Raw genomic sequence first — 19,005 nt, forward strand, 5'->3', positions numbered from 1 at the left:
GCGTTATGCCTGTACAGGGAGGCGGAATGACAGAGACGACGAGCGACCCGGCACGAGGGGCCCGGTCCAAGGGGACCAAGGCCGGCAAGGGTCTGCGGATCGAGCGCATCCACACCACCCCGGGGGTGCACCCGTACGACGAGGTGGTCTGGGAGCGCCGTGACGTCGTCATGACCAACTGGCGCGACGGCTCGGTCAACTTCGAGCAGCGCGGCGTGGAGTTCCCCGACTTCTGGTCGGTGAACGCGGTCAACATCGTCACCAGCAAGTACTTCCGCGGTGCCGTCGGCACGCCCCAGCGCGAGACCAGCCTCAAGCAGCTGATCGACCGCGTGGTGAAGGCCTACCGCGCCGCCGGCGAGAAGCACGGCTACTTCGCCTCCCCGGCCGACGCCGAGATCTTCGAGCACGAGCTGGCCTACGCCGTGCTCCACCAGGTGTTCTCGTTCAACTCCCCGGTGTGGTTCAACGTCGGCACCGCCCAGCCCCAGCAGGTCTCAGCCTGCTTCATCCTCTCCGTGGACGACTCCATGGAGTCGATCCTGGAGTGGTACAAGGAAGAGGGGATGATCTTCAAGGGCGGTTCCGGCGCGGGCCTGAACCTTTCGCGCATCCGCTCCTCCAAGGAACTGCTCTCCTCCGGCGGCAACGCGTCGGGCCCGGTGTCCTTCATGCGCGGCGCCGACGCCTCCGCCGGGACGATCAAGTCCGGCGGCGCCACCCGCCGCGCGGCCAAGATGGTCGTCCTGGACGTGGACCACCCCGACGTCGAGGCGTTCATCGAGACCAAGGTCAAGGAGGAGGAGAAGATCCGCGCCCTGCGCGACGCGGGCTTCGACATGGACCTGGGCGGCGACGACATCACCTCCGTCCAGTACCAGAACGCCAACAACTCCGTCCGAGTCAACGACGCCTTCATGAAGGCCGTCGAGGGCGGGCGGAAGTTCGGCCTGCGCGCCCGGATGACCGGCGAGACCATCGAGGAGGTCGACGCCAAGGCGCTGTTCCGCAAGATGGCCGAGGCCGCCTGGGCCTGCGCCGACCCCGGCATCCAGTACGACGACACCATCAACCACTGGCACACCTCGCCGGAGTCGGGCCGCATCACCGCCTCCAACCCGTGCAGCGAGTACATGCACCTGGACAACTCCTCGTGCAACCTGGCCTCGCTGAACCTGATGAAGTTCCTGCGCGACGACGACGCCGGCAACCAGTCCTTCGACGCCGAGCGCTTCGCCAAGGTGGTCGAGCTGGTCATCACCGCGATGGACATCTCCATCTGCTTCGCCGACTTCCCCACCGAGAAGATCGGCGAGACCACCCGCGCCTTCCGCCAGCTCGGCATCGGCTACGCCAACCTCGGCGCCCTGCTGATGGCCACCGGCCACGCCTACGACTCCGACGGCGGCCGCGCCCTGGCCGGTGCGATCACTTCCCTGATGACCGGCACCTCCTACCGCCGCTCCGCCGAACTGGCCGCGATCGTCGGCCCGTACGAGGGCTACGCCCGCAACGCCGACGCCCACCAGCGCGTCATGAGGCAGCACGCCGACGCCAACGCCGACGCCAAGCGCATGGACGACCTGGACACCCCGGTGTGGGCCGCGGCCACCGAGGCGTGGCAGGACGTGCTCCGGCTGGGCAAGAAGAACGGGTTCCGCAACGCCCAGGCGTCCGTGCTGGCCCCCACCGGCACCATCGGCCTGATGATGGACTGCGACACCACCGGCATCGAACCCGACCTGGCCCTGGTCAAGTTCAAGAAGCTGGTCGGCGGCGGCTCGATGCAGATCGTCAACAACACCGTGCCCAAGGCGCTCAAGCGGCTCGGCTACCAGCCCGAGCAGGTCGAGGCGATCGTCGAGCACATCGCCGAGCACGGCAACGTCATCGACGCCCCGGGCCTGCGCCACGAGCACTACGAGGTCTTCGACTGCGCCATGGGCGAGCGCTCCATCTCCCCGATGGGGCACGTGCGGATGATGGCCGCGGCCCAGCCGTTCCTGTCCGGTGCGATCTCCAAGACGGTCAACATGCCCGAGTCGGCCACCGTCGAGGAGGTCGAGGAGATCTACTTCGAGGGCTGGAAGCTCGGTCTGAAGGCGCTGGCGATCTACCGCGACAACTGCAAGGTCGGCCAGCCGCTCTCCGCCAAGAAGAAGGAGGGGAAGGCCGAGGAGCGGCAGTCCGAGGCCGAGAAGGTCGTCGAGTACCGCCCGGTGCGCAAGCGCCTGCCCAAGGGCCGGCCCGGCATCACCACCTCCTTCACCGTCGGCGGCGCCGAGGGCTACATGACCGCCAACTCCTACCCGGACGACGGCCTGGGCGAGGTCTTCCTGAAGATGTCCAAGCAGGGCTCGACCCTCGCGGGCATGATGGACGCCTTCTCGATCGCCGTCTCGGTGGGCCTGCAGTACGGCGTGCCGCTGGAGACCTACGTCTCGAAGTTCACCAACATGCGGTTCGAGCCGGCGGGCATGACCGACGACCCGGACGTGCGGATGGCGCAGTCGATCGTCGACTACATCTTCCGCCGCCTGGCGCTGGACTTCCTGCCCTTCGAGACCCGCTCGGCCCTCGGCATCCACTCCGCCGAGGAGCGCCAGCGCCACCTGGAGACCGGTTCCTACGAGCCGGCCGACGACGAGCTGGACGTCGAGAGCCTGGCCCAGTCGGCCCCGCGCCAGGTGGAGCCGCCCAAGGCGGTGAGCGGCACCTCCGAGCCGCAGGCCCCGGTCCCGGCGCCGAAGGAGGCGCACAGCTCCACCGAGCTGGTGGAGATGCAGCTCGGCCTCAACGCCGACGCGCCGCTGTGCTTCTCCTGCGGCACCAAGATGCGCCGCGCGGGAAGCTGCTACCTGTGCGAGGGCTGCGGCTCCACCAGCGGCTGCAGCTGACCTGTGGTGCGGCGGCGGGGGTCCTCCGCCGCGCCGCGGGACGACCGGAGGGCGCCGACCGAAGCGGTCGGCGCCCTCCGCGCCGTCCGGCGCCTCCTGTGGCGGCCCGCCGCGCGGCGGGCCGGGACGGGCCGGTGCGTCAGACGGGGGCGCCGCCCATCAGACGGGTGAACGACTCCGGGTCGGCGTCGAACCCGTGCAGGTGCTCGCGGAACTCCCAGGCACCCGTGCCGTTGCGGGTGAACTCCGCGACGGTGGCGGCCGTCGCCCCGGACACGTCCGAGAAGTCGTGCTCGGCCAGCTCGACGTACCCCTCCCTGATGCGCACACCCGTGCGCGCTATGTCACCGAACGTCCGGCGTCCGCTGTGCTGCTGGACCGCCACGCCCACGACCACCCGGGCGTAGGAGGAGGCCAGCCGGCCGAGCTCCAGGGTCATGACCTCGTCGTAGCCGAGCCCCAGACCGGTCCGGCTGTCCCTGCTGAGGCTGATGGTGCCGTCGGGCGAGCGGCTGTCGAAGTGCACGATGTACGCGGGCTCGCCGTGCGGGTCCTCCGCGGTGTAGGTCGCGGCGATGATGTCGAGGTCGTGGGGCGAGGACTCGGAGGGGCTGGGATCCCACCTGATCGCCACCTCGACCTTCTCCACCCCCTTGTTGGGACTGCTCACCAGGCTCCCCTTCCTAGGAACTGAGCTGCTGCGGGACGCGACCGCCCCCGGATCGGGGACCGACGCGTGCGGCCGTCATGGCAGCACATCAACTCTCCTTGCTACCAGGCGGTTTGTCCACGGCACCCGGTCTCCGGTCCCGGTGGGTGTTGGGGCGGACGGGCGAGAAGCCGCGTCCACGGGTGCCCGTCCGTCCCGGGGGGGAAGGGACGTCACGGGCGTCGTGGACGGCGCCGACGTCGCTGACGGCGGGAACGGCAGGGAAGGCGGACGAGTGGTGGAACCCGTGGACCCCGTGGAGTCCGGAACGGATGCGGAACCCCTCGTACTGGTGACCGGCGGCACCGGCACACTCGGCCGTGCCGTGGTGCGCGGGCTGTTGGCGCGGGGGCGCGCGGTGCGGCTGCTCAGCCGCCGCCCGCGTCCGGCGGGCGATCGCGGACCCTGCCGGTGGGCGACCGGCGACCTGACCACGGGCGAGGGCGTCGGCGCGGCGGTGTCGGGCGCCGGTGTGATCGTGCACTGCGCGACCACGCTCGGACGCGGTGACGTGGCCGCGACCCGGCGCCTGGCCGACGCGGCGCACCGCGCGGGGAGCCGTCCGCACCTGGTGTACATCTCCATCGTCGGAGTGGACCGGGTGCCGCTGCCCTACTACCGCGCCAAGCTGGCGGCCGAGCGGGTCGTGGCGGAGTCGGGCCTGCCCTGGACCGTCCTGCGGGCCACCCAGTTCCACGACCTGATCGCCAGGGTCACCGACGCGCAGCGCCTGTCGCCGGTGGCACTGGCGCTGGCAGGGGTGCGCTTCCAGCCCGTCGACGCCGAGGAGGTGGCCGAGCGGCTGGCGGACCTGGCCGTCGGCGAACCCGCCGGACGGGTGCCCGACATGGGCGGGCCCCAGGTACGCGACCACGCCGAGCTGACCCGGGCGACGCTCAGGGCGCGCGGCCGCCGCCGCCCGGTGCTGCCGCTATGGCTGCCGGGAGCGGCCTTCCGCGGTTACCGGGCGGGCGGCCATCTGGCGCCGGACCACGCGGTGGGCCGGATCACGTACGAGGAGTACCTGGCGGGCGCGGTGCGGTGAACCGGGAGGCCGCCGGGGCCGCCCGGGCCGCCGGGAGCCCGGCCGCGGCGCCATCGCCTCCCGGCCGGACGGAGAGGGGTCGAAGCCATGCGATCAGTCACCGATATGGCCGTACGATGGCGCGGTGCTGGTCAAGTGGATGCGCTGCACGGTGGTCGACCGACGCGGCTTCGAGAGGGGGCAGCGGAAGTGGGCCGGCCTGCTGGGCGAGCCGGGCTTCCGCGCGCAGGGCGGCGGCTGGAGCCGGTCCCGGCCGGGCGTCGCGCACCTCTTCGGCTTCTGGGAGAGCCGGGCCTTCTACGACTCGTTCATGGCACGTTCCCACGACCGGCTGGCGGCATCGCAGAACGGCACCTACAAGGACGCCCAGGTCCGGCTGTTCGAGTACCGCTTCGATGTGAAGGTGGGGTTCCGGCCGCAGTTCACGGACGCGGACCTGCTGCGCGTCGCCCACTGCCGGGTGCGCCGCGAGCGCATCGAGCACTACACCCTGATGCAGGAGAAGGTGTGGAACCCGGCGATGGCCGGGTCGCCCGGGATGCTGCGAGGGGTCTTCGCGCAGGCGCAGGCCGAGGACGAGTTCCTGGTGCTGTCGATGTGGGACTCGGCGGCGGAGCACGGCAAGTACCGCACGGAGCGGATCGAGCGGCTGGCGCTCCGTGCCCAGCTGGGGGCGGATGTCACGGCGGTCGGCGGGGACGTGATCGACCTCGAGCCGTCCTGGACGGTCTGACGCCCGCGCCCGCGCCCGCGCCCGCGCCCGCGCCCGCGCCGGAGCCGTTCCGGCACCGCCGCGCCGGCTGTGGTTGGGCTGTGGAGCCGCCGCGCGCCTAGGGTGGGTGCATGGCACGACCCCGGCGCATCGTCCTGGTCCGGCACGGCGAGTCGGAGGGGAACTTCGACGACTCGGTCTACGAGCGGGTGCCCGACCACGCCCTGAGCCTGACCGAACGCGGATTCCGGCAGGCCGAGGCGGCTGGGGAGCGGCTGCGGGCGCTCTTCGGCGACGAGCGGATCTCGGCCTACGTCTCGCCGTACCGCCGCACCCACCAGACCTTCCGCGCGCTGCGCCTGGACCCGACGCGGGTGCGGATGCGCGAGGAGCCCCGGCTGCGCGAGCAGGACTGGGGCAACTGGCAGGACCGCGAGGACGTACGGCGGCAGAAGGCGGCGCGCGACGCGTACGGGCACTTCTTCTACCGGTTCGCGCAGGGCGAGTCGGGTGCGGACGTCTACGACCGGGTGGGGGCCTTCCTGGAGAGCCTGTGGCGCAGTTTCGAGTTCCCCGACCATCCTCCGAACGTGCTGCTGGTGACGCACGGGCTGACCATGCGGCTGTTCTGCATGAGGTGGCTGCACTGGACGGTCGCGGAGTTCGAGTCGCTGTCCAACCCGGGCAACGGGGAGATGCGGGCCCTGGAGCTGGGAACGGACGGGCGGTACCACCTTGACCGGCCGTTCGAGCGCTGGTGCACCCCCGAGTCGTACGCCGGGCCCTACGAGGGGGAGTCCGGGGAGACGTACGGGATGTCCGGGGTGCGCGGGCGTCCCGGCAGGTTCCGGTGAGGCGCTGACGCAGCGGCGGGCGGACACGGCGTCTCCGGCCGGTCGCCGGGCGCGCGCCGGGTGCGTTCCTTGCCGCCGCCCTTGCCACCACCCTTGTCACCGCTCTGTCACAGAGCGGCGCTCGGGGCGGAGGTGCGCGCCGGAGGCGCACTACGGTGGCGCCCGAGTCATCGCGTTGATCACCGCAGGGCGGTGGGGGGAAAGGCGCGGTGGGGGAGGGGGACCCATGTCCGATCAGCCGTCCGGCGTGCCCGCGGAGAACGAGGCGGACGGCACCCTGCGGAAGGCTGCCGTACGGCAGGAGGGCGGGCACGAGGACGCCCCGCGCCGGGAGGCCGCCCCCGGCGACGCCGGGCCGCCGCGGAGTTCCGCCCGCATGACGAAGCAGGCCGCCGCCCCGGGCGGACGGCGGTCCGACGCGTCCCATGGCGCCTCCCACGGCGCGTCGTCCTGGGCCGCGTACGAGCCTCCGCCCCCGCCCGCCTGGGTGACGGCCGCGAAGCCGGAGGAACCCCCGCCGATCGGCGGGGCCGCCCTCTGGGCCGTGCTGGCCACCGGAACGCTGGCCGGGCTGCTGCTCGGTGACGGGCTGGGTCTCAACGTGCTGCTGGCCGCCCTGCCGGCCGCCCTGGCCGCGTACTTCGCCGGGCGGGCGGCGGGACGCGGGATCCACCCGTGGTCGCTGGTGTGGGCCGCGGGCGGGACGGCGCTGCTGCTGGTGCCCGCGCTGCGGGACGCGGGATGGCCGACCTTCCTGGCGCTGGCGGCCGCCCTGGCGACGGGATCGCTGGCACTGCACGGCACGCGCACCTGGCGCGGGACGCTGATCGGATGCGTCGGTGTGTTCGGCGAGGTCCTGCCGGGCGTCCTCTGGGCCTGGCACGGGCTGCGCGAGCGGGCGGACGGCTCGCGCGACCGCTGGTGGCCCGTCGTCCGGACGGCCGGCGTCGCGGTCGTGCTGCTGGCCGTCTTCGGCGCGCTGTTCGCGGGGGCGGACGCGGCCTTCGCGGACCTGCTGGCCGGGCTGGTGCCCGAGGTGTCGGTGTCGGACGGGCCGGCGCACGCCCTCCTGTTCGTCCTGGGGGCGGCGGCCGCGCTGGGAGCGGCCCGCACCGCCGCGGCCCCCTGGCGCTGGGACCGCGTCGAGGGCGGCCGCGGCCGGCCCCGGGGGCGCATGGAGTGGGCGCTTCCCCTGGTCGTGCTGAACGCCCTGTTCGCCGTCTTCATCGCCATCCAGCTCGCCGTCCTCTTCGGCGGTTACGACAAGGTGCTCAGCGAGACCGGGCTGACCTACTCGGAGTACGCCCGCCAGGGCTTCTGGCAGCTGCTGACCGTCACCCTCCTGACCCTCGTCGTGATCGCGCTGGCCCTGCGCTGGGCGCCGCGCGGCGCGGCCCGCGACCGCACACTGGTCCGCGCCGTCCTGGGCGTCCTGTGCGCGCTGACCCTCGTCGTGGTGCTCTCGGCGCTGCGCCGCATGGAGTTGTACGTCGACGCGTACGGCCTGACCAGGCTGAGGGTGTCCGTGGCCGGGATCGAGCTGTGGTTCGGCATCGTCATCGTCCTGATCATGGCGGCCGGGGTGTTCGGCGGACGCTGGCTGCCGCGCGCGGTGGTGGCGAGCGCGGCGGCCGCCGTGCTGTGCTTCGGGCTGGTCTCGCCGGACGGGCTGGTGGCCGAGCAGAACGTGCGGCGCTTCGAGCGCACCGGGCAGATCGACCTGGCGTACCTGAGAGGGCTCTCCGCGGACGCCGTACCGGCCCTGGACACCCTGCCCGAGCCCCAGCGATCCTGCGCCCTGCGGGACATCGCCCGGGACGTCCTCGACGGGGACAAGCCCTGGTACGCGACCAGTTACGGCGAGACGCGGGCCCGTGCCGTGCTCACCGACCGCCCCGCCGACCGGATGGAGTTCCCCTGCTGGGAGCTGGACAGGGAGGGGCGGACTCCGGAGTCCCGCTGAACCGCGCCGGGCCGTGCCGGGCCGGGCTGTGCCGTGCCGTGCCGTGCCGGAGGGGGCGGTCCCCTCCGGCCCCGGGAACGCCCGCCGGGCGGAGGGGCGTACCCTGGCTGACGCCATGCCGTACGAGCCTCCCACCCACCGCGTCGAACGTTCCCTGCGGGCCACCACGGGGGCGAAGGTCGTCGCCGGGATCGACGAGGTCGGCCGGGGCGCCTGGGCGGGGCCCGTCACCGTCTGCGCGGCGGTCACCGGGCTGCGCAGGCCGCCCGAAGGACTGACGGACTCCAAGCTCATCGGGCCCGTCCGCCGCACCGAACTCGCCGGAACGCTCACCGACTGGGTCACCGCCCACGCGCTCGGGCACTCCTCCCCGGAGGAGATCGACGAACTGGGCATGACGGCCGCCCTCCGGCTCGCCGCCGTACGTGCGCTGGAGGCGCTGCCGGTCCGTCCCGACGCGGTGATCCTCGACGGCGGGCACGACTACCTGGGGGCGCCCTGGAGGGTCCGCACGGTGGTCAAGGGCGACCGGTCGTGTGTCCCGGTCGCCGCGGCGTCCGTGATCGCCAAGGTGCACCGGGACGCGCGTATGGCCGAACTGGGCGCCGATCACGCCGAGTTCGGCTTCGACCGCAACGCCGGTTATCCCTCGCCCGTCCACCGTGCCGCCCTCGAGGAGTTGGGGCCCACGCCCCACCACCGGCTGTCGTGGTCGTACCTGGACGCGCTGCCGCGCTGGCGGCACCTGAAACGGGCACGTGCCGAACGGATCGAGCAGATCGGCCTCTTCTGAGCCGAAACCGAATCTTTTTCCGAACCCGCTGGCGCGTTCCGCACCGGCGTTTGATAGACAACACCCCATGCCGCACAGCTCCGAGGAGCCCAAGATCCACCCGAATGTCCCCGGCCCCCGCAACACGACGGGTACCGCCCGGGCCCCACAGATTCCCCGCCCCTCCGCACCCGTTCCCGGTCCCCGGCCCGGCCCCCGGCCGACGCCGCAGCGGGCCGACCGCGGCCGTCCCGCTCCCGGCAGGCCGGTGCCGACGCGCACCGCCGGGCCCTCGCACCCCGCAGCGGAGGCGAAGACGACCCCGGGAAACGCCGCTCCGGGGAAGGCCGCACCGCAGATCCAGCTCGTCGATGCCACCGAGGCCACCGCGGTCGAGGTCGCGGACGAGACCGTCGACAGGCTGCTCGACGAGGGCCGCTCGCCCGCCGACGTCCTGGTGTTCACCACCGGTGAGCAGCACCCCTGGGCGCAGCACGAGCTCACCTTCGGCGAGGACGCCTACTGGCGCCAACAGGCCGAGGGCGAAGACGTCTTCTACGCCCACGCGTCGGCCGCGGACCGTACCACCGGCCGTCCGGTCGTCGTGCTCGCGGTCAACGGCGGGACGGACGAACAGGCTGCCCGGGCGCTGCCCGCCGCCCTCGCCAGGACGGGGTCGCGGCTGATCGTCTGCGGCGATCCGGGACGGCTGCGCACCCTGCTCTGAACCGGTGCTCCGGCCCGCGGCCCGCCGCCCGGCGGGTCAGCGGGCCGTCGTGTCCCGCCGCGCCCCGGACGGCTTCCGGGCCCTGTCCCCCCGGCCGCCTTCCTCCGGGACCCCGTCTCCCGGGACCCCGTCCGGCCGTGTGTCCCAGGCGGCGGGGCCACCGACGTACGGCCGTCGTCCGCCGCGGTCCTCGCCGAGCACCTGCCAGCCGTCACGGGTCAGTGTGATGTACGCCCCGCACCGCAGGCCGTGCAGGATGCAGGCGTCGCGCAGTCCCCACATCCACGCGCCGTCCTCGTCCCTCCAGCCCGGGCCGTCCCCCCGGCAGCACAGCAGGACGGCGGTCCGCGAGGGCCTGCGGCGGCGCAGATCGTGCGGGACGATCCTGCGCAGCTGGGACAGCAGGACGTTGCGGCACTCCCAGCCGTCCGGAGTGGAGTTGGCACGGGAGAACGACGCGCTGGCGATGATCCGCTCATCCGGGTCGAGCACCGCGACAACGGAGGTGGCCGGTCCGGGCCGGTGGCGGGTGTGCAGGCCGGCGACCAGTTCGCGCGGACTGCGCAGCAGAGGGATCCCGGCGGCGGCCCACTCGGCGGGTTCGAGAGTGCGTCCGGCGCGGGACGGGGTCTCGGTGGGCGGCGGTGAGACGAAGCCGACGGTCATGGTCCTCCCTCCGTGGCACCGCATCGATTCTCGCGGGTGAACACGGTTGCGGCAATGGAACAAAGAGTCGCTCCGGTCACGCCGGAGCCTCACGCGGCGGTGGGCGTGCGTACCGGCGGGCGGCTCAACCCCGTACGGCCAGCACCAGCGGCATCACCCCCTGGGCTCCGGCCCGGCGCAGCAGCCGCGCGGCCACGGCCAGGGTCCAGCCGGTCTCCGTGACGTCGTCCACCAGCAGTACCGGGCCACCGGCCGCCGCGACCGCCTCCGCCAGTGGCTCGGACACGGTCAGCGCACCGTGCAGGGCCCGGAGGCGCTGCGCGCTGTTGCTGCGCGGAACACGGGTGTCCGACGCCTCGTCGGCGTACTCCACGGTGCCCAGCAGCGGTATCCGGCCGACCGCCGCGATCCGCTCCCCGAGAGACCTGATCAGCTGCGGCCGGGTCCGCGAGCCGATCGTCACCACCCCGACCGGGCGGGCCGGCGCACCTTCCTCTCCGGAGGCCCAGCCGCCCGGTCCCCGCGCCCAGTCGGCGAGTACGGAGACCACGGCGGCGGCCACGTCGTCGGGTACCGGCCCGTCCTGCGAAGGCTGCTCCAGCAGCGGACGCAGCCGGTTGCCCCATCCGATGTCGGACAGCCGGCCCAGTGCCCTGCCGGGAGCCGCCTGTTCGCCCGGAGGGACACGGCCCTTGAGGTCCAGCCCGATCGCGGGCAGCCCCGTCGGCCACATCCTGCGGGGCTCCACCTCCACGCCGGGACGCCCCAGTTCCCCCCGGGCGGCCTCCAGCGCGGCCGGATCGACATCGGTGCCGAACCGCGGGCCCGCGCAGTTGTCGCACCGCCCGCAGGGTGCCGCCTCCGTGTCGTCCAGTTGCCGTCGCAGGAACTCCATCCGGCATCCGGAGGTGGCGGCGTACTCCTTCATCGCACGCTGCTCGGTCTCCCGCTGCCGCGCCACCCAGGCGTACCGCTCGGCGTCGTAGGACCAGGGTTCTCCCGTGGAGACCCAGCCGCCGCGCACCCGCCGCACAGCCCCGTCCACGTCGAGCACCTTGAGCATCATCTCCAGCCGCGAGCGGCGCAGTTCCACCAGCGGTTCCAGAGCCGGCAGCGACAGCGGCCGGTCGGCCGACGCCAGCACGTCCAGGGTGCGGCGCACCTGCTCCTCCGGAGGAAAGGCCAGGGAGGAGAAGTACCGCCAGATCGCCTCGTCCTCAGGGCCGGGCAGCAGCAGCACCTCGGCGTGCTCCACACCGCGCCCGGCCCGGCCCACCTGCTGGTAGTAGGCGATGGGGGAGGAGGGGGAACCGAGGTGGACGACGAAGCCCAGGTCCGGCTTGTCGAAGCCCATGCCCAGCGCGGAGGTGGCCACCAGCGCCTTGACCCTGTTGCCGAGCAGGTCCGCCTCGGCCGCCTCCCGGTCGGCGTTCTCCGTCCGCCCGGTGTAGGAGGCCACCGTGTGCCCACGCTGCCGCAGGAACGCCGCCACCTCCTCGGCCGCCGAGACCGTCAGCGTGTAGACGATGCCGGAGCCCGGCAGCTCGTGGAGGTGACCGTCGAGCCAGGCCAGCCGGTGTGCCGCGTCCGGCAGGCGCAGCACCCCCAGGCTGAGGCTCTCCCGTTCCAGCGGGCCGCGCAGCACCAGCGCGTCCGTCCCCGTCCCGCCGGTGCCCAGCTGCTCGGCCACGTCGGCCGTCACGCGGGCGTTGGCCGTCGCGGTGGTGGCCAGCACCGGGACACCGGGGGGGAGTTCGGCGAGCATCGTCCGCAGCCGCCGGTAGTCGGGCCGGAAGTCATGGCCCCAGTCGGAGATGCAGTGCGCCTCGTCGACCACCAGCAGTCCGGTCGTGGCGGCCAGTTTCGGCAGGACCTGATCACGGAAGTCGGGGTTGTTCAGGCGCTCCGGACTGACGAGCAGCACATCGACCTCGCCCGCGGCCACCTCGGCGTGGACGGTGTCCCACTCCTCGGTGTTCGCGGAGTTGATCGTCCGGGCACGCACGCCCGCCCGCTCCGCGGCCTCGACCTGGTTGCGCATCAGGGCCAGGAGCGGGGAGACGATCACGGTCGGCCCCTCACCGCGCTCGCGCAGCAGTGCCGTCGCCACGAAGTACACCGCCGACTTGCCCCAGCCCGTGCGCTGGACCACCAGGGCCCGCCGGCGCTCCACCACCAGAGCCTCGACGGCCCGCCACTGGTCGGTGCGCAGCCTCGCAGTACCGGTGGTGTCGCCGGTCAGGCGGGCCAGTACGGCGTCGGCCGCGGCACGCAGATTCTCCTCGCTCATGCGTCCATGCAACCCGATGACACCGACACCGTGCGAACCGCCTGTGGACAACCGGACGTCCATACAGCCGATGTGATCACCGGTATATCGGCACATATGCCTGTTGAGGCCGCCTGTGGACGGAACCGCACGGCGCCCCGCCCGTCCGCGCCAATGTCGGGGCATGACACAGCACAGCGAATCCACCCGGCAGCCGTCCGCCACCACCCAGGTCACCCTGCGCGGTCCGGCCGAGCTGATCGACTCCCTTCCCTACCTGCTCGGCTACCACCCCGACGACTCCATCGTCCTGGTCGGCCTCCACGGTCCGAGCGGCCGCTTCGGCGGCCGGCTCCGCGTGGGCATTCCCGCGCGGGAGGAGGGGTGGCCCGGACTGGCCGAGCAGCTCGCCGACTGCCTGCGCGGCAGCGGCGTCCCGCGCGGCGACCGCCCCGACGCGGCACTCGTCTTCCTGTGCCAGGATCCCGCGGACGGCGAGAGCGGCCGGGCCGTCATGGAACGGCTCCGTCCTCTCGCCCAGCGGCTGCGGACCGCCTGCGGAGCGCTGGACATGCCGGTGTACGAGGCACTGTGCGTCTCCGGCGGCCGCTACTGGTCCTACTGCTGCCCCGACACCCGGTGCTGCCCCGCCGAGGGCACACCGCTGGGCGTTCCCGGCACATCCGCCATGGCGGCCGCGGCGGCGTACGCCGGGCTGCGGGTGGAGGGCACGCTGAAGGAGATGACGGCCAGGCTCGCGCCGCTGGGACCACCGGTCGCCGGACCGCAGGAGCAGGCCCTCGACATCGCGGGCACGGCCCTGGTGCCCCGGATGCTGGGCGAGGCCGACCGCGCGACGGTGCGTGCCGAGACCCTGGCGCTCGCCGGGCGGCTGCTCGACCGCTACCGGGACGCGGCGACGGCGGGCCGGAGGGAGGGGGCGGCCGGGGCCGACGCCAGGGACGACCGCCTCCTCTCCCACGAGGAGGCCGCCACCGTGATCCTCGGCCTCCAGGACCGGATCACCCGGGACTGGGCCGCGGAGTGGATGGAGGGCGAGGACGCCGCCCCCGCGCTGCGGCTGTGGCGGGCGCTGGCCCGGCGGTGCGTCGGGGCCTACGCCGAGCACGCGGCGGCCCCGCTCGCCCTGGCCGGCTGGGTCGCCTGGTCCGGTGGGGACGAGCCCGGTGCGCGTGTGGCGCTGGGCCGGGCACTGGAGCTGGATCCGGGGTACGTCTTCGCGCGGCTGCTCCACGGTGCGTGCAACAGCGGGCTCGACCCCGAACCGCTGAGGCGGTGCCTGCGGAGGCAGCGGGCCGCGCGCGGCCTCGGGACCGCGGCGGTCCAGGGCTGACGGCGGAGCGGCGTGAGCCTCTGTTTATCGTCAGGCAGACGACTATGATCACGTCATGCCCTACGACCCGTCGGCCTTTCCCCCCTTCGCCGTCACCGTCGATCTGGTCGTGCTCACCGTGCGAAGGCACGCCCTGTGCGCGCTGGTCGTACGCCGGGGCGAACCTCCGTACCAGGGACGGTGGGCACTGCCCGGAGGCTTCGTGCGCATCGAGGAGGACCTCGGGGCCGCGGCCGCCCGCGAACTCACCGAGGAGACCGGGCTGCGCGTCCAGGGGCCGGACGACCTGCACACCGGCGCCCATCTCGAACAGCTCGCCACCTATGGTGATCCGGGGCGGGACCCGCGGATGCGGGTGGTCAGCGTCGCCCATCTGGTACTGGCCCCCGACCTGCCCACCCCCACGGCCGGCGGCGACGCCGACAGCGTCCGCTGGGCGCCGGTGGACGCCCTGCTGCCTTCCGGGGGCGGCCCGGACCGAAGCGGAGAGCAGCCCGCTCTGCTGGCCTTCGACCACTCCAGGATCCTCGCGGACGGGGTGGAGCGGGCCCGGTCGAAGATCGAGTACTCCTCGCTCGCCACCGCCTTCTGCCCGCCGGAGTTCACCGTGGGGGAACTGCGGCGGGTCTACGAAGCGGTGTGGGGCGTCGCACTCGACCCGAGGAACTTCCACCGCAAGGTCACCGGCACCCCGGGCTTCCTGGTGCCCACCGGCGGTACGACGACCCGTCAGGGCGGCCGGCCCGCACAGTTGTTCCGGGCCGGTGGCGCCACGGTGCTGAACCCGCCGATGCTGCGCCCGGAAGTCTGAGGGAGGAAGGGGTCGAATCTCCGTCTTTCCCCGGAGCGGCGCTCGGCCCGCGGACCTTCCGGCCGACGAGCCGGCACGCCTCTCACCAGCGGATCCGGGGCCATCAGCGGTCCCGCGCCGCCACAGGTGCGCGCCGTCTGCCGCATATGCCCGATCGGAAGACCGTTTCTTTCCGATAAGGCGTCAATCGCGAGGAGACCACTGATCACCCTTTCGTGTGCTTTTCACCAAAGCCCTCAAGGCCGTCCGGAGCACCGCCGACAAAGGATGCGTGACTACCCTTGCGCACACCATGATGACCTCGGCTCGCTCCGCCGACTCCGGCCTCACGGGTTCGGGCGAGCCGGACCGTTACGCCTATGCCGAGTCGACCGGCTCGACCCGTGCCACCACCGTCCCCGCGTGGGACGGCGGCGAAGCGGACATGGCCCGGGCCGGACGACGTGCCGCCGGAAGCCGGGGGCGCGGGCTGCACGGCCAACTCGTACAGCAACTGGGACAGATGATCGTCTCCGGAGACCTCGGCGCCGACCGTCCCCTCGTACCCGAGGAGATCGGCCAGCGCTTCGAGGTGTCGCGCACCGTCGTCCGCGAGTCGCTCCGGGTCCTCGAGGCCAAGGGCCTGGTCAGTGCCCGCCCCAATGTCGGAACGCGGGTCCGGCCGGTCAGCGACTGGAATCTCCTCGACCCCGACATCATCGAGTGGCGCGCCTTCGGCCCGCAGCGCGACGACCAGCGCCGCGAGCTGTGCGAGCTGCGCTGGGCCATCGAGCCGCTGGCCGCCCGCCTCGCCGCGGACCGCAGCGGTGACGAGGTGCAGCAGCGGCTCGCGGACATGGTCGAGATCATGGGCCACACGCTCGCCCAGGGAGACAGTCTGACCTTCTCCCGGGCCGACGCCGAGTTCCACGCCCTGCTCCTGCAGGCCGCCGGCAACCGGATGCTGGAGCACCTCTCCGGCATCGTCGGCGCGGCTCTCCAGGTCTCCGGGGCGCCCGCCGCCGGATGTGAGCGTCCCACCGAGGCATCCCTGGCGCACCACCGCAGGATCGCCGAAGCCGTAGCCTCCGGGGAGGCGGTCGCCGCGGAGAACGCGGTGCGCCAGCTGCTCGCGGTCTCCTCCGAGGTGGCCGTCCCCGCGGCGCCCGGTGCGCCCACTCCGGCCGCCCCCGCGCCCTCCGAGGCCCAGGCCTCCGCTGCGGCTCCGGCCGCGGGCGGCGGCTCCGACCACGTGGTGCCGGCGCCCCGCGAGCACTGACGTCCGGTACCGGCCGCACCGGCGCGGTGTCGCCGGATCCCGCCCGGCGGGATCCGGCGACGTCCTTCCGGCCGGTTCGCCCGCTTCCGCGGTGCCGACCCGCGGCGCCGACCACTCCGGACCGCGGCCGGTGATAAGTCACCGTATGGGGATCTCTGTCCTTCTATGTCATGTGACCCGGGACACTCCGGTTGGGCGTAACGCTTCGCGTGGCAGCGCGATGACTCAAGAGGTGGCAGCTACCGGGGGAATACGGACGCCGCATCCGGCGCTGTAGTCTCCCCTGTCGCTCCGCCCGAGCCGCCGGTCATCCCCGCCGGGGCTTGCAGGTCCCGGATCCCTCGCGGGCGGGGCCGAAGCCGTTTCCATCGTTCCGAGAGGTTGTTCGTGTCGGCCAGCACATCCCGTACGCTCCCTGCGGAGATCGCCGAGTCCGCGTCTGTGATGGCGCTCATTGAGCGGGGAAAGGCCGAGGGGCAGATCGCCGGCGACGATGTGCGTCGGGCCTTCGAGGCCGACCAGATTCCGCCGACCCAGTGGAAGAACGTCCTGCGCAGTCTCAACCAGATCCTCGATGAGGAGGGTGTGACGCTGATGGTGAGTGCCGCGGAGGCCCCCAAGCGCACCCGGAAGAGCGTCGCAGCGAAGGCCCCGGCCAAACGCACCGCGACCAAGACGGTCGCCGCCAAGAAGACCGCTGTCAGGAAGGCCGCTCCGGCCGCCGCCCCCGAGGATCCCGCCGAGGACGCGGAGGGGACCGCCGAGGAGGCCGCGGCCAAGCCCGCCAAGAAGGCCGCCGCCAAGAAGGCGCCCGCGAAGAAGACCGCGGCCAGGAAGACCGCGGCCAAGAAGGCGCCCGCGAAGAAGACCGCCGCCAAGAAGACGGACGTCGACGAGCTGCTCGAGGGCGACGAGGACGTCGTCGACGAGCCTCCGATCAAGGGCGGCAAGGTGGCCGAGGACCCTGCGGCGGAGCCCAAGAGCGAGAACGAGGGCTTCGTCCTGTCCGACGAGGACGAGGACGACGCCCCCGCCCAGCAGGTCGCCGCGGCGGGCGCCACCGCCGACCCGGTCAAGGACTACCTCAAGCAGATCGGCAAGGTCCCCCTGCTCAACGCCGAGCAGGAGGTCGAGCTGGCCAAGCGCATCGAGGCCGGTCTCTTCGCCGAGGACAAGCTCGCCAACAGCGACAAGATCGCCCCCAAGCTCAAGCGCGAGCTGGAGATCATCGCCGAGGACGGCCGCCGGGCCAAGAACCACCTCCTGGAGGCCAACCTCCGTCTGGTGGTCTCGCTGGCCAAGCGCTACACCGGCCGGGGCATGCTCTTCCTGGACCTGATCCAGGAGGGCAACCTGGGCCTGATCCGCGCGGTCGAGAAGTTCGACTACACCAAGGGCTACAAGTTCTCCACCTACGCGACCTGGTGGATCCGCCAGGCCATCACCCGCGCCATGGCCGACCAGGCGCGCACCATCCGCATTCCGGTGCACATGGTCGAGGTGATCAACAAGCTCGCGCGCGTCCAGCGCCAGATGCTCCAGGACCTGGGCCGCGAGCCCACTCCGGAGGAGCTGGCCAAGGAGCTCGACATGACCCCGGAGAAGGTCGTCGAGGTCCAGAAGTACGGTCGCGAGCCGATCTCCCTGCACACCCCGCTGGGCGAGGACGGCGACAGCGAGTTCGGTGACCTCATCGAGGACTCCGAGGCGGTCGTCCCGGCCGACGCGGTCAGCTTCACGCTCCTGCAGGAGCAGCTCCACTCCGTGCTCGACACCCTCAGCGAGCGCGAGGCAGGCGTGGTCTCGATGCGCTTCGGCCTCACCGACGGCCAGCCCAAGACGCTGGACGAGATCGGCAAGGTCTACGGCGTGACCCGTGAGCGGATCCGCCAGATCGAGTCCAAGACGATGTCGAAGCTGCGCCACCCCTCCCGTTCGCAGGTTCTGCGGGACTACCTCGACTGACCCGTCGGGTCCGTCCACGGATGCCGAAGGGCCCGGAACCCCCGCATCGGGGGTTCCGGGCCCTTCGGCATCCGCACCGTGGCGCGCGGGTGCGGGCGGTTCTCCGGATGCGGAAGTAGCCCGCATGGCTCACTCTGGGGTGAGGCGGGGACGAGCGCAGGCTCAGGGAGGTCCCATGCGCCCTTCTCCCGGCGTGCGGGAGCCCTCGCGCCCTCCCCGTCACGTCGCCGCCCGCCGCGCCCGCCTGTGCCCGGATACGGCAAACGGGCGGCCGCCCCGCGAGGGGGCGACCGCCCGTGGCGTCCGGCCCTGGGCCGGTCCGAGCTCGTCGGATGGGGACGCGTTCGCCGTCGGCCGGCAGGTCAGTGCTCGCCGTCACCCGCCGTCGCGGGGGTGGCGTTGAGCCGTTCGGTCTCGTCCTGTATCTCCGCAGCGATCTTCTTGAGTTCCGGCTCGAACTTGCGGCCGTGGTGGGCGCAGAACAGCAGCTCTCCACCGCTGACGAGCACAACACGCAGGTATGCCTGGGCGCCGCAGCGGTCGCAGCGGTCAGCGGCCGTCAGCGGGCTCGCGGGGGTCAGAACAGTAGTCACGTCGCCTCTTCTCTAGCTCGACGAGCTGTCGTACCAGGGTCAACATCCAACCAGGCCGAAAACGTTCCCGCTCGTGGCTTTTCCTCGAAAATCTCTGTGTGAGGTGGCTGACATGTTGCCGGTTGGCGGCGAATGAGCCGTTTACAGAGATGTGTTGATCTTTGCCGTCTTCATGTTGTGTGTTCGGTTGTCTCCTCCGGCGCCGGTCTCGCCGGTGTCGTTCCAGAGGACGTGCCCGGAGCCTAGATGGTTCATGCCCGGAAGGGAACGTGATGTACACGTCACCCGGACGAGTTATCGAACGTTTGGTCGACGCTGGTTTAGCATGGGCCTTCTCCTGGGTGGCTTCACCTTGGCTCTCCATGGCCTCGGTACCCTCTGACCCGCAAGACAGCCATCCCCAGCGAAAT

15 protein-coding genes are annotated in these 19,005 nt (G+C 72.5%); 11 read left to right on the forward strand and 4 right to left on the reverse strand.

Annotation, left to right across the window (positions count from 1 at the left end; genetic code table 11):
• The first annotated feature begins 26 nt into the window (after positions 1-26).
• Positions 27-2,897 (forward strand): vitamin B12-dependent ribonucleotide reductase, encoded by a 2,871-nt coding sequence (locus BMY40_RS22915; RefSeq protein ID WP_093662678.1) that lies wholly within the window; start codon positions 27-29, stop codon positions 2,895-2,897.
• Between the two features lie 139 nt (positions 2,898-3,036).
• Here the strand turns inward: BMY40_RS22915 and BMY40_RS22920 are convergent, their stop codons facing one another.
• On the reverse strand, positions 3,037-3,567 hold the full coding sequence (locus tag BMY40_RS22920) for a TerD family protein (protein ID WP_093662680.1): 531 nt from the start codon (positions 3,565-3,567) through the stop codon (positions 3,037-3,039).
• A gap of 274 nt (positions 3,568-3,841) precedes the next feature.
• Here BMY40_RS22920 and BMY40_RS22925 point away from each other — a divergent pair, with 274 nt between their 5' ends.
• The 6 genes from BMY40_RS22925 to BMY40_RS22950 all read left to right on the forward strand — a co-directional run bounded on the left by BMY40_RS22925 (position 3,842) and on the right by BMY40_RS22950 (position 9,679).
• Positions 3,842-4,651, forward strand: coding sequence for an SDR family oxidoreductase (locus BMY40_RS22925; protein ID WP_245770262.1), 810 nt, complete (start codon positions 3,842-3,844; stop codon positions 4,649-4,651).
• A 124-nt stretch (positions 4,652-4,775) separates the two neighbouring features.
• Positions 4,776-5,384 (forward strand): YdbC family protein, encoded by a 609-nt coding sequence (locus tag BMY40_RS22930; protein ID WP_093662682.1) that lies wholly within the window; start codon positions 4,776-4,778, stop codon positions 5,382-5,384.
• Positions 5,385-5,494: 110 nt separating this feature from the next.
• On the forward strand, positions 5,495-6,217 hold the full coding sequence (locus BMY40_RS22935) for a histidine phosphatase family protein (RefSeq protein ID WP_093662684.1): 723 nt from the start codon (positions 5,495-5,497) through the stop codon (positions 6,215-6,217).
• 226 nt (positions 6,218-6,443) lie between these two features.
• Positions 6,444-8,180, forward strand: coding sequence for a DUF4153 domain-containing protein (locus tag BMY40_RS22940; RefSeq protein ID WP_093662686.1), 1,737 nt, complete (start codon positions 6,444-6,446; stop codon positions 8,178-8,180).
• 115 nt (positions 8,181-8,295) lie between these two features.
• Positions 8,296-8,973, forward strand: coding sequence for a ribonuclease HII (locus BMY40_RS22945; protein ID WP_093662687.1), 678 nt, complete (start codon positions 8,296-8,298; stop codon positions 8,971-8,973).
• A 247-nt stretch (positions 8,974-9,220) separates the two neighbouring features.
• On the forward strand, positions 9,221-9,679 hold the full coding sequence (locus BMY40_RS22950; protein WP_342745086.1) for a hypothetical protein: 459 nt from the start codon (positions 9,221-9,223) through the stop codon (positions 9,677-9,679).
• Positions 9,680-9,715: 36 nt separating this feature from the next.
• Here BMY40_RS22950 and BMY40_RS22955 read toward each other — a convergent pair whose 3' ends face one another.
• Entirely contained in the window at positions 9,716-10,345 is a 630-nt protein-coding gene (locus BMY40_RS22955) for a hypothetical protein (RefSeq protein WP_245770263.1), read from the reverse strand.
• Positions 10,346-10,469: 124 nt separating this feature from the next.
• Positions 10,470-12,635 (reverse strand): RecQ family ATP-dependent DNA helicase, encoded by a 2,166-nt coding sequence (locus BMY40_RS22960; RefSeq protein ID WP_093662691.1) that lies wholly within the window; start codon positions 12,633-12,635, stop codon positions 10,470-10,472.
• A gap of 163 nt (positions 12,636-12,798) precedes the next feature.
• Here BMY40_RS22960 and BMY40_RS22965 point away from each other — a divergent pair, with 163 nt between their 5' ends.
• The 4 genes from BMY40_RS22965 (at position 12,799) to BMY40_RS22980 (ending at position 18,002) form a co-directional block, all read left to right on the forward strand.
• The gene (locus tag BMY40_RS22965; RefSeq protein WP_093662692.1) at positions 12,799-13,968 is read left to right on the forward strand and encodes a DUF4192 domain-containing protein; all 1,170 of its coding nucleotides are present in this window, start codon (positions 12,799-12,801) and stop codon (positions 13,966-13,968) included.
• Between the two features lie 55 nt (positions 13,969-14,023).
• Complete coding sequence (locus BMY40_RS22970; protein WP_093662693.1) at positions 14,024-14,779, forward strand: NUDIX hydrolase; 756 nt, start codon at positions 14,024-14,026, stop codon at positions 14,777-14,779.
• Between the two features lie 217 nt (positions 14,780-14,996).
• A complete protein-coding gene (locus tag BMY40_RS22975; RefSeq protein WP_093662694.1) occupies positions 14,997-16,037 on the forward strand; it encodes a FadR/GntR family transcriptional regulator in 1,041 nt (346 codons plus the stop codon).
• Between the two features lie 387 nt (positions 16,038-16,424).
• Positions 16,425-18,002 carry an RNA polymerase sigma factor gene (locus BMY40_RS22980; RefSeq protein WP_177214099.1) on the forward strand — a complete coding sequence of 526 codons (1,578 nt, stop codon included), beginning with the start codon at positions 16,425-16,427 and terminating at the stop codon, positions 18,000-18,002.
• Between the two features lie 362 nt (positions 18,003-18,364).
• On the opposite strand, the gene BMY40_RS22985 is transcribed toward BMY40_RS22980, so the two are convergent.
• Positions 18,365-18,595 carry a DUF7455 domain-containing protein gene (locus BMY40_RS22985; protein ID WP_093662696.1) on the reverse strand — a complete coding sequence of 77 codons (231 nt, stop codon included), beginning with the start codon at positions 18,593-18,595 and terminating at the stop codon, positions 18,365-18,367.
• Between the last annotated feature and the right edge of the window lie 410 nt (positions 18,596-19,005).

Origin of the sequence: Streptomyces radiopugnans (genome assembly GCF_900110735.1) — a bacterium.
Taxonomy (GTDB): domain Bacteria; phylum Actinomycetota; class Actinomycetes; order Streptomycetales; family Streptomycetaceae; genus Streptomyces; species Streptomyces radiopugnans.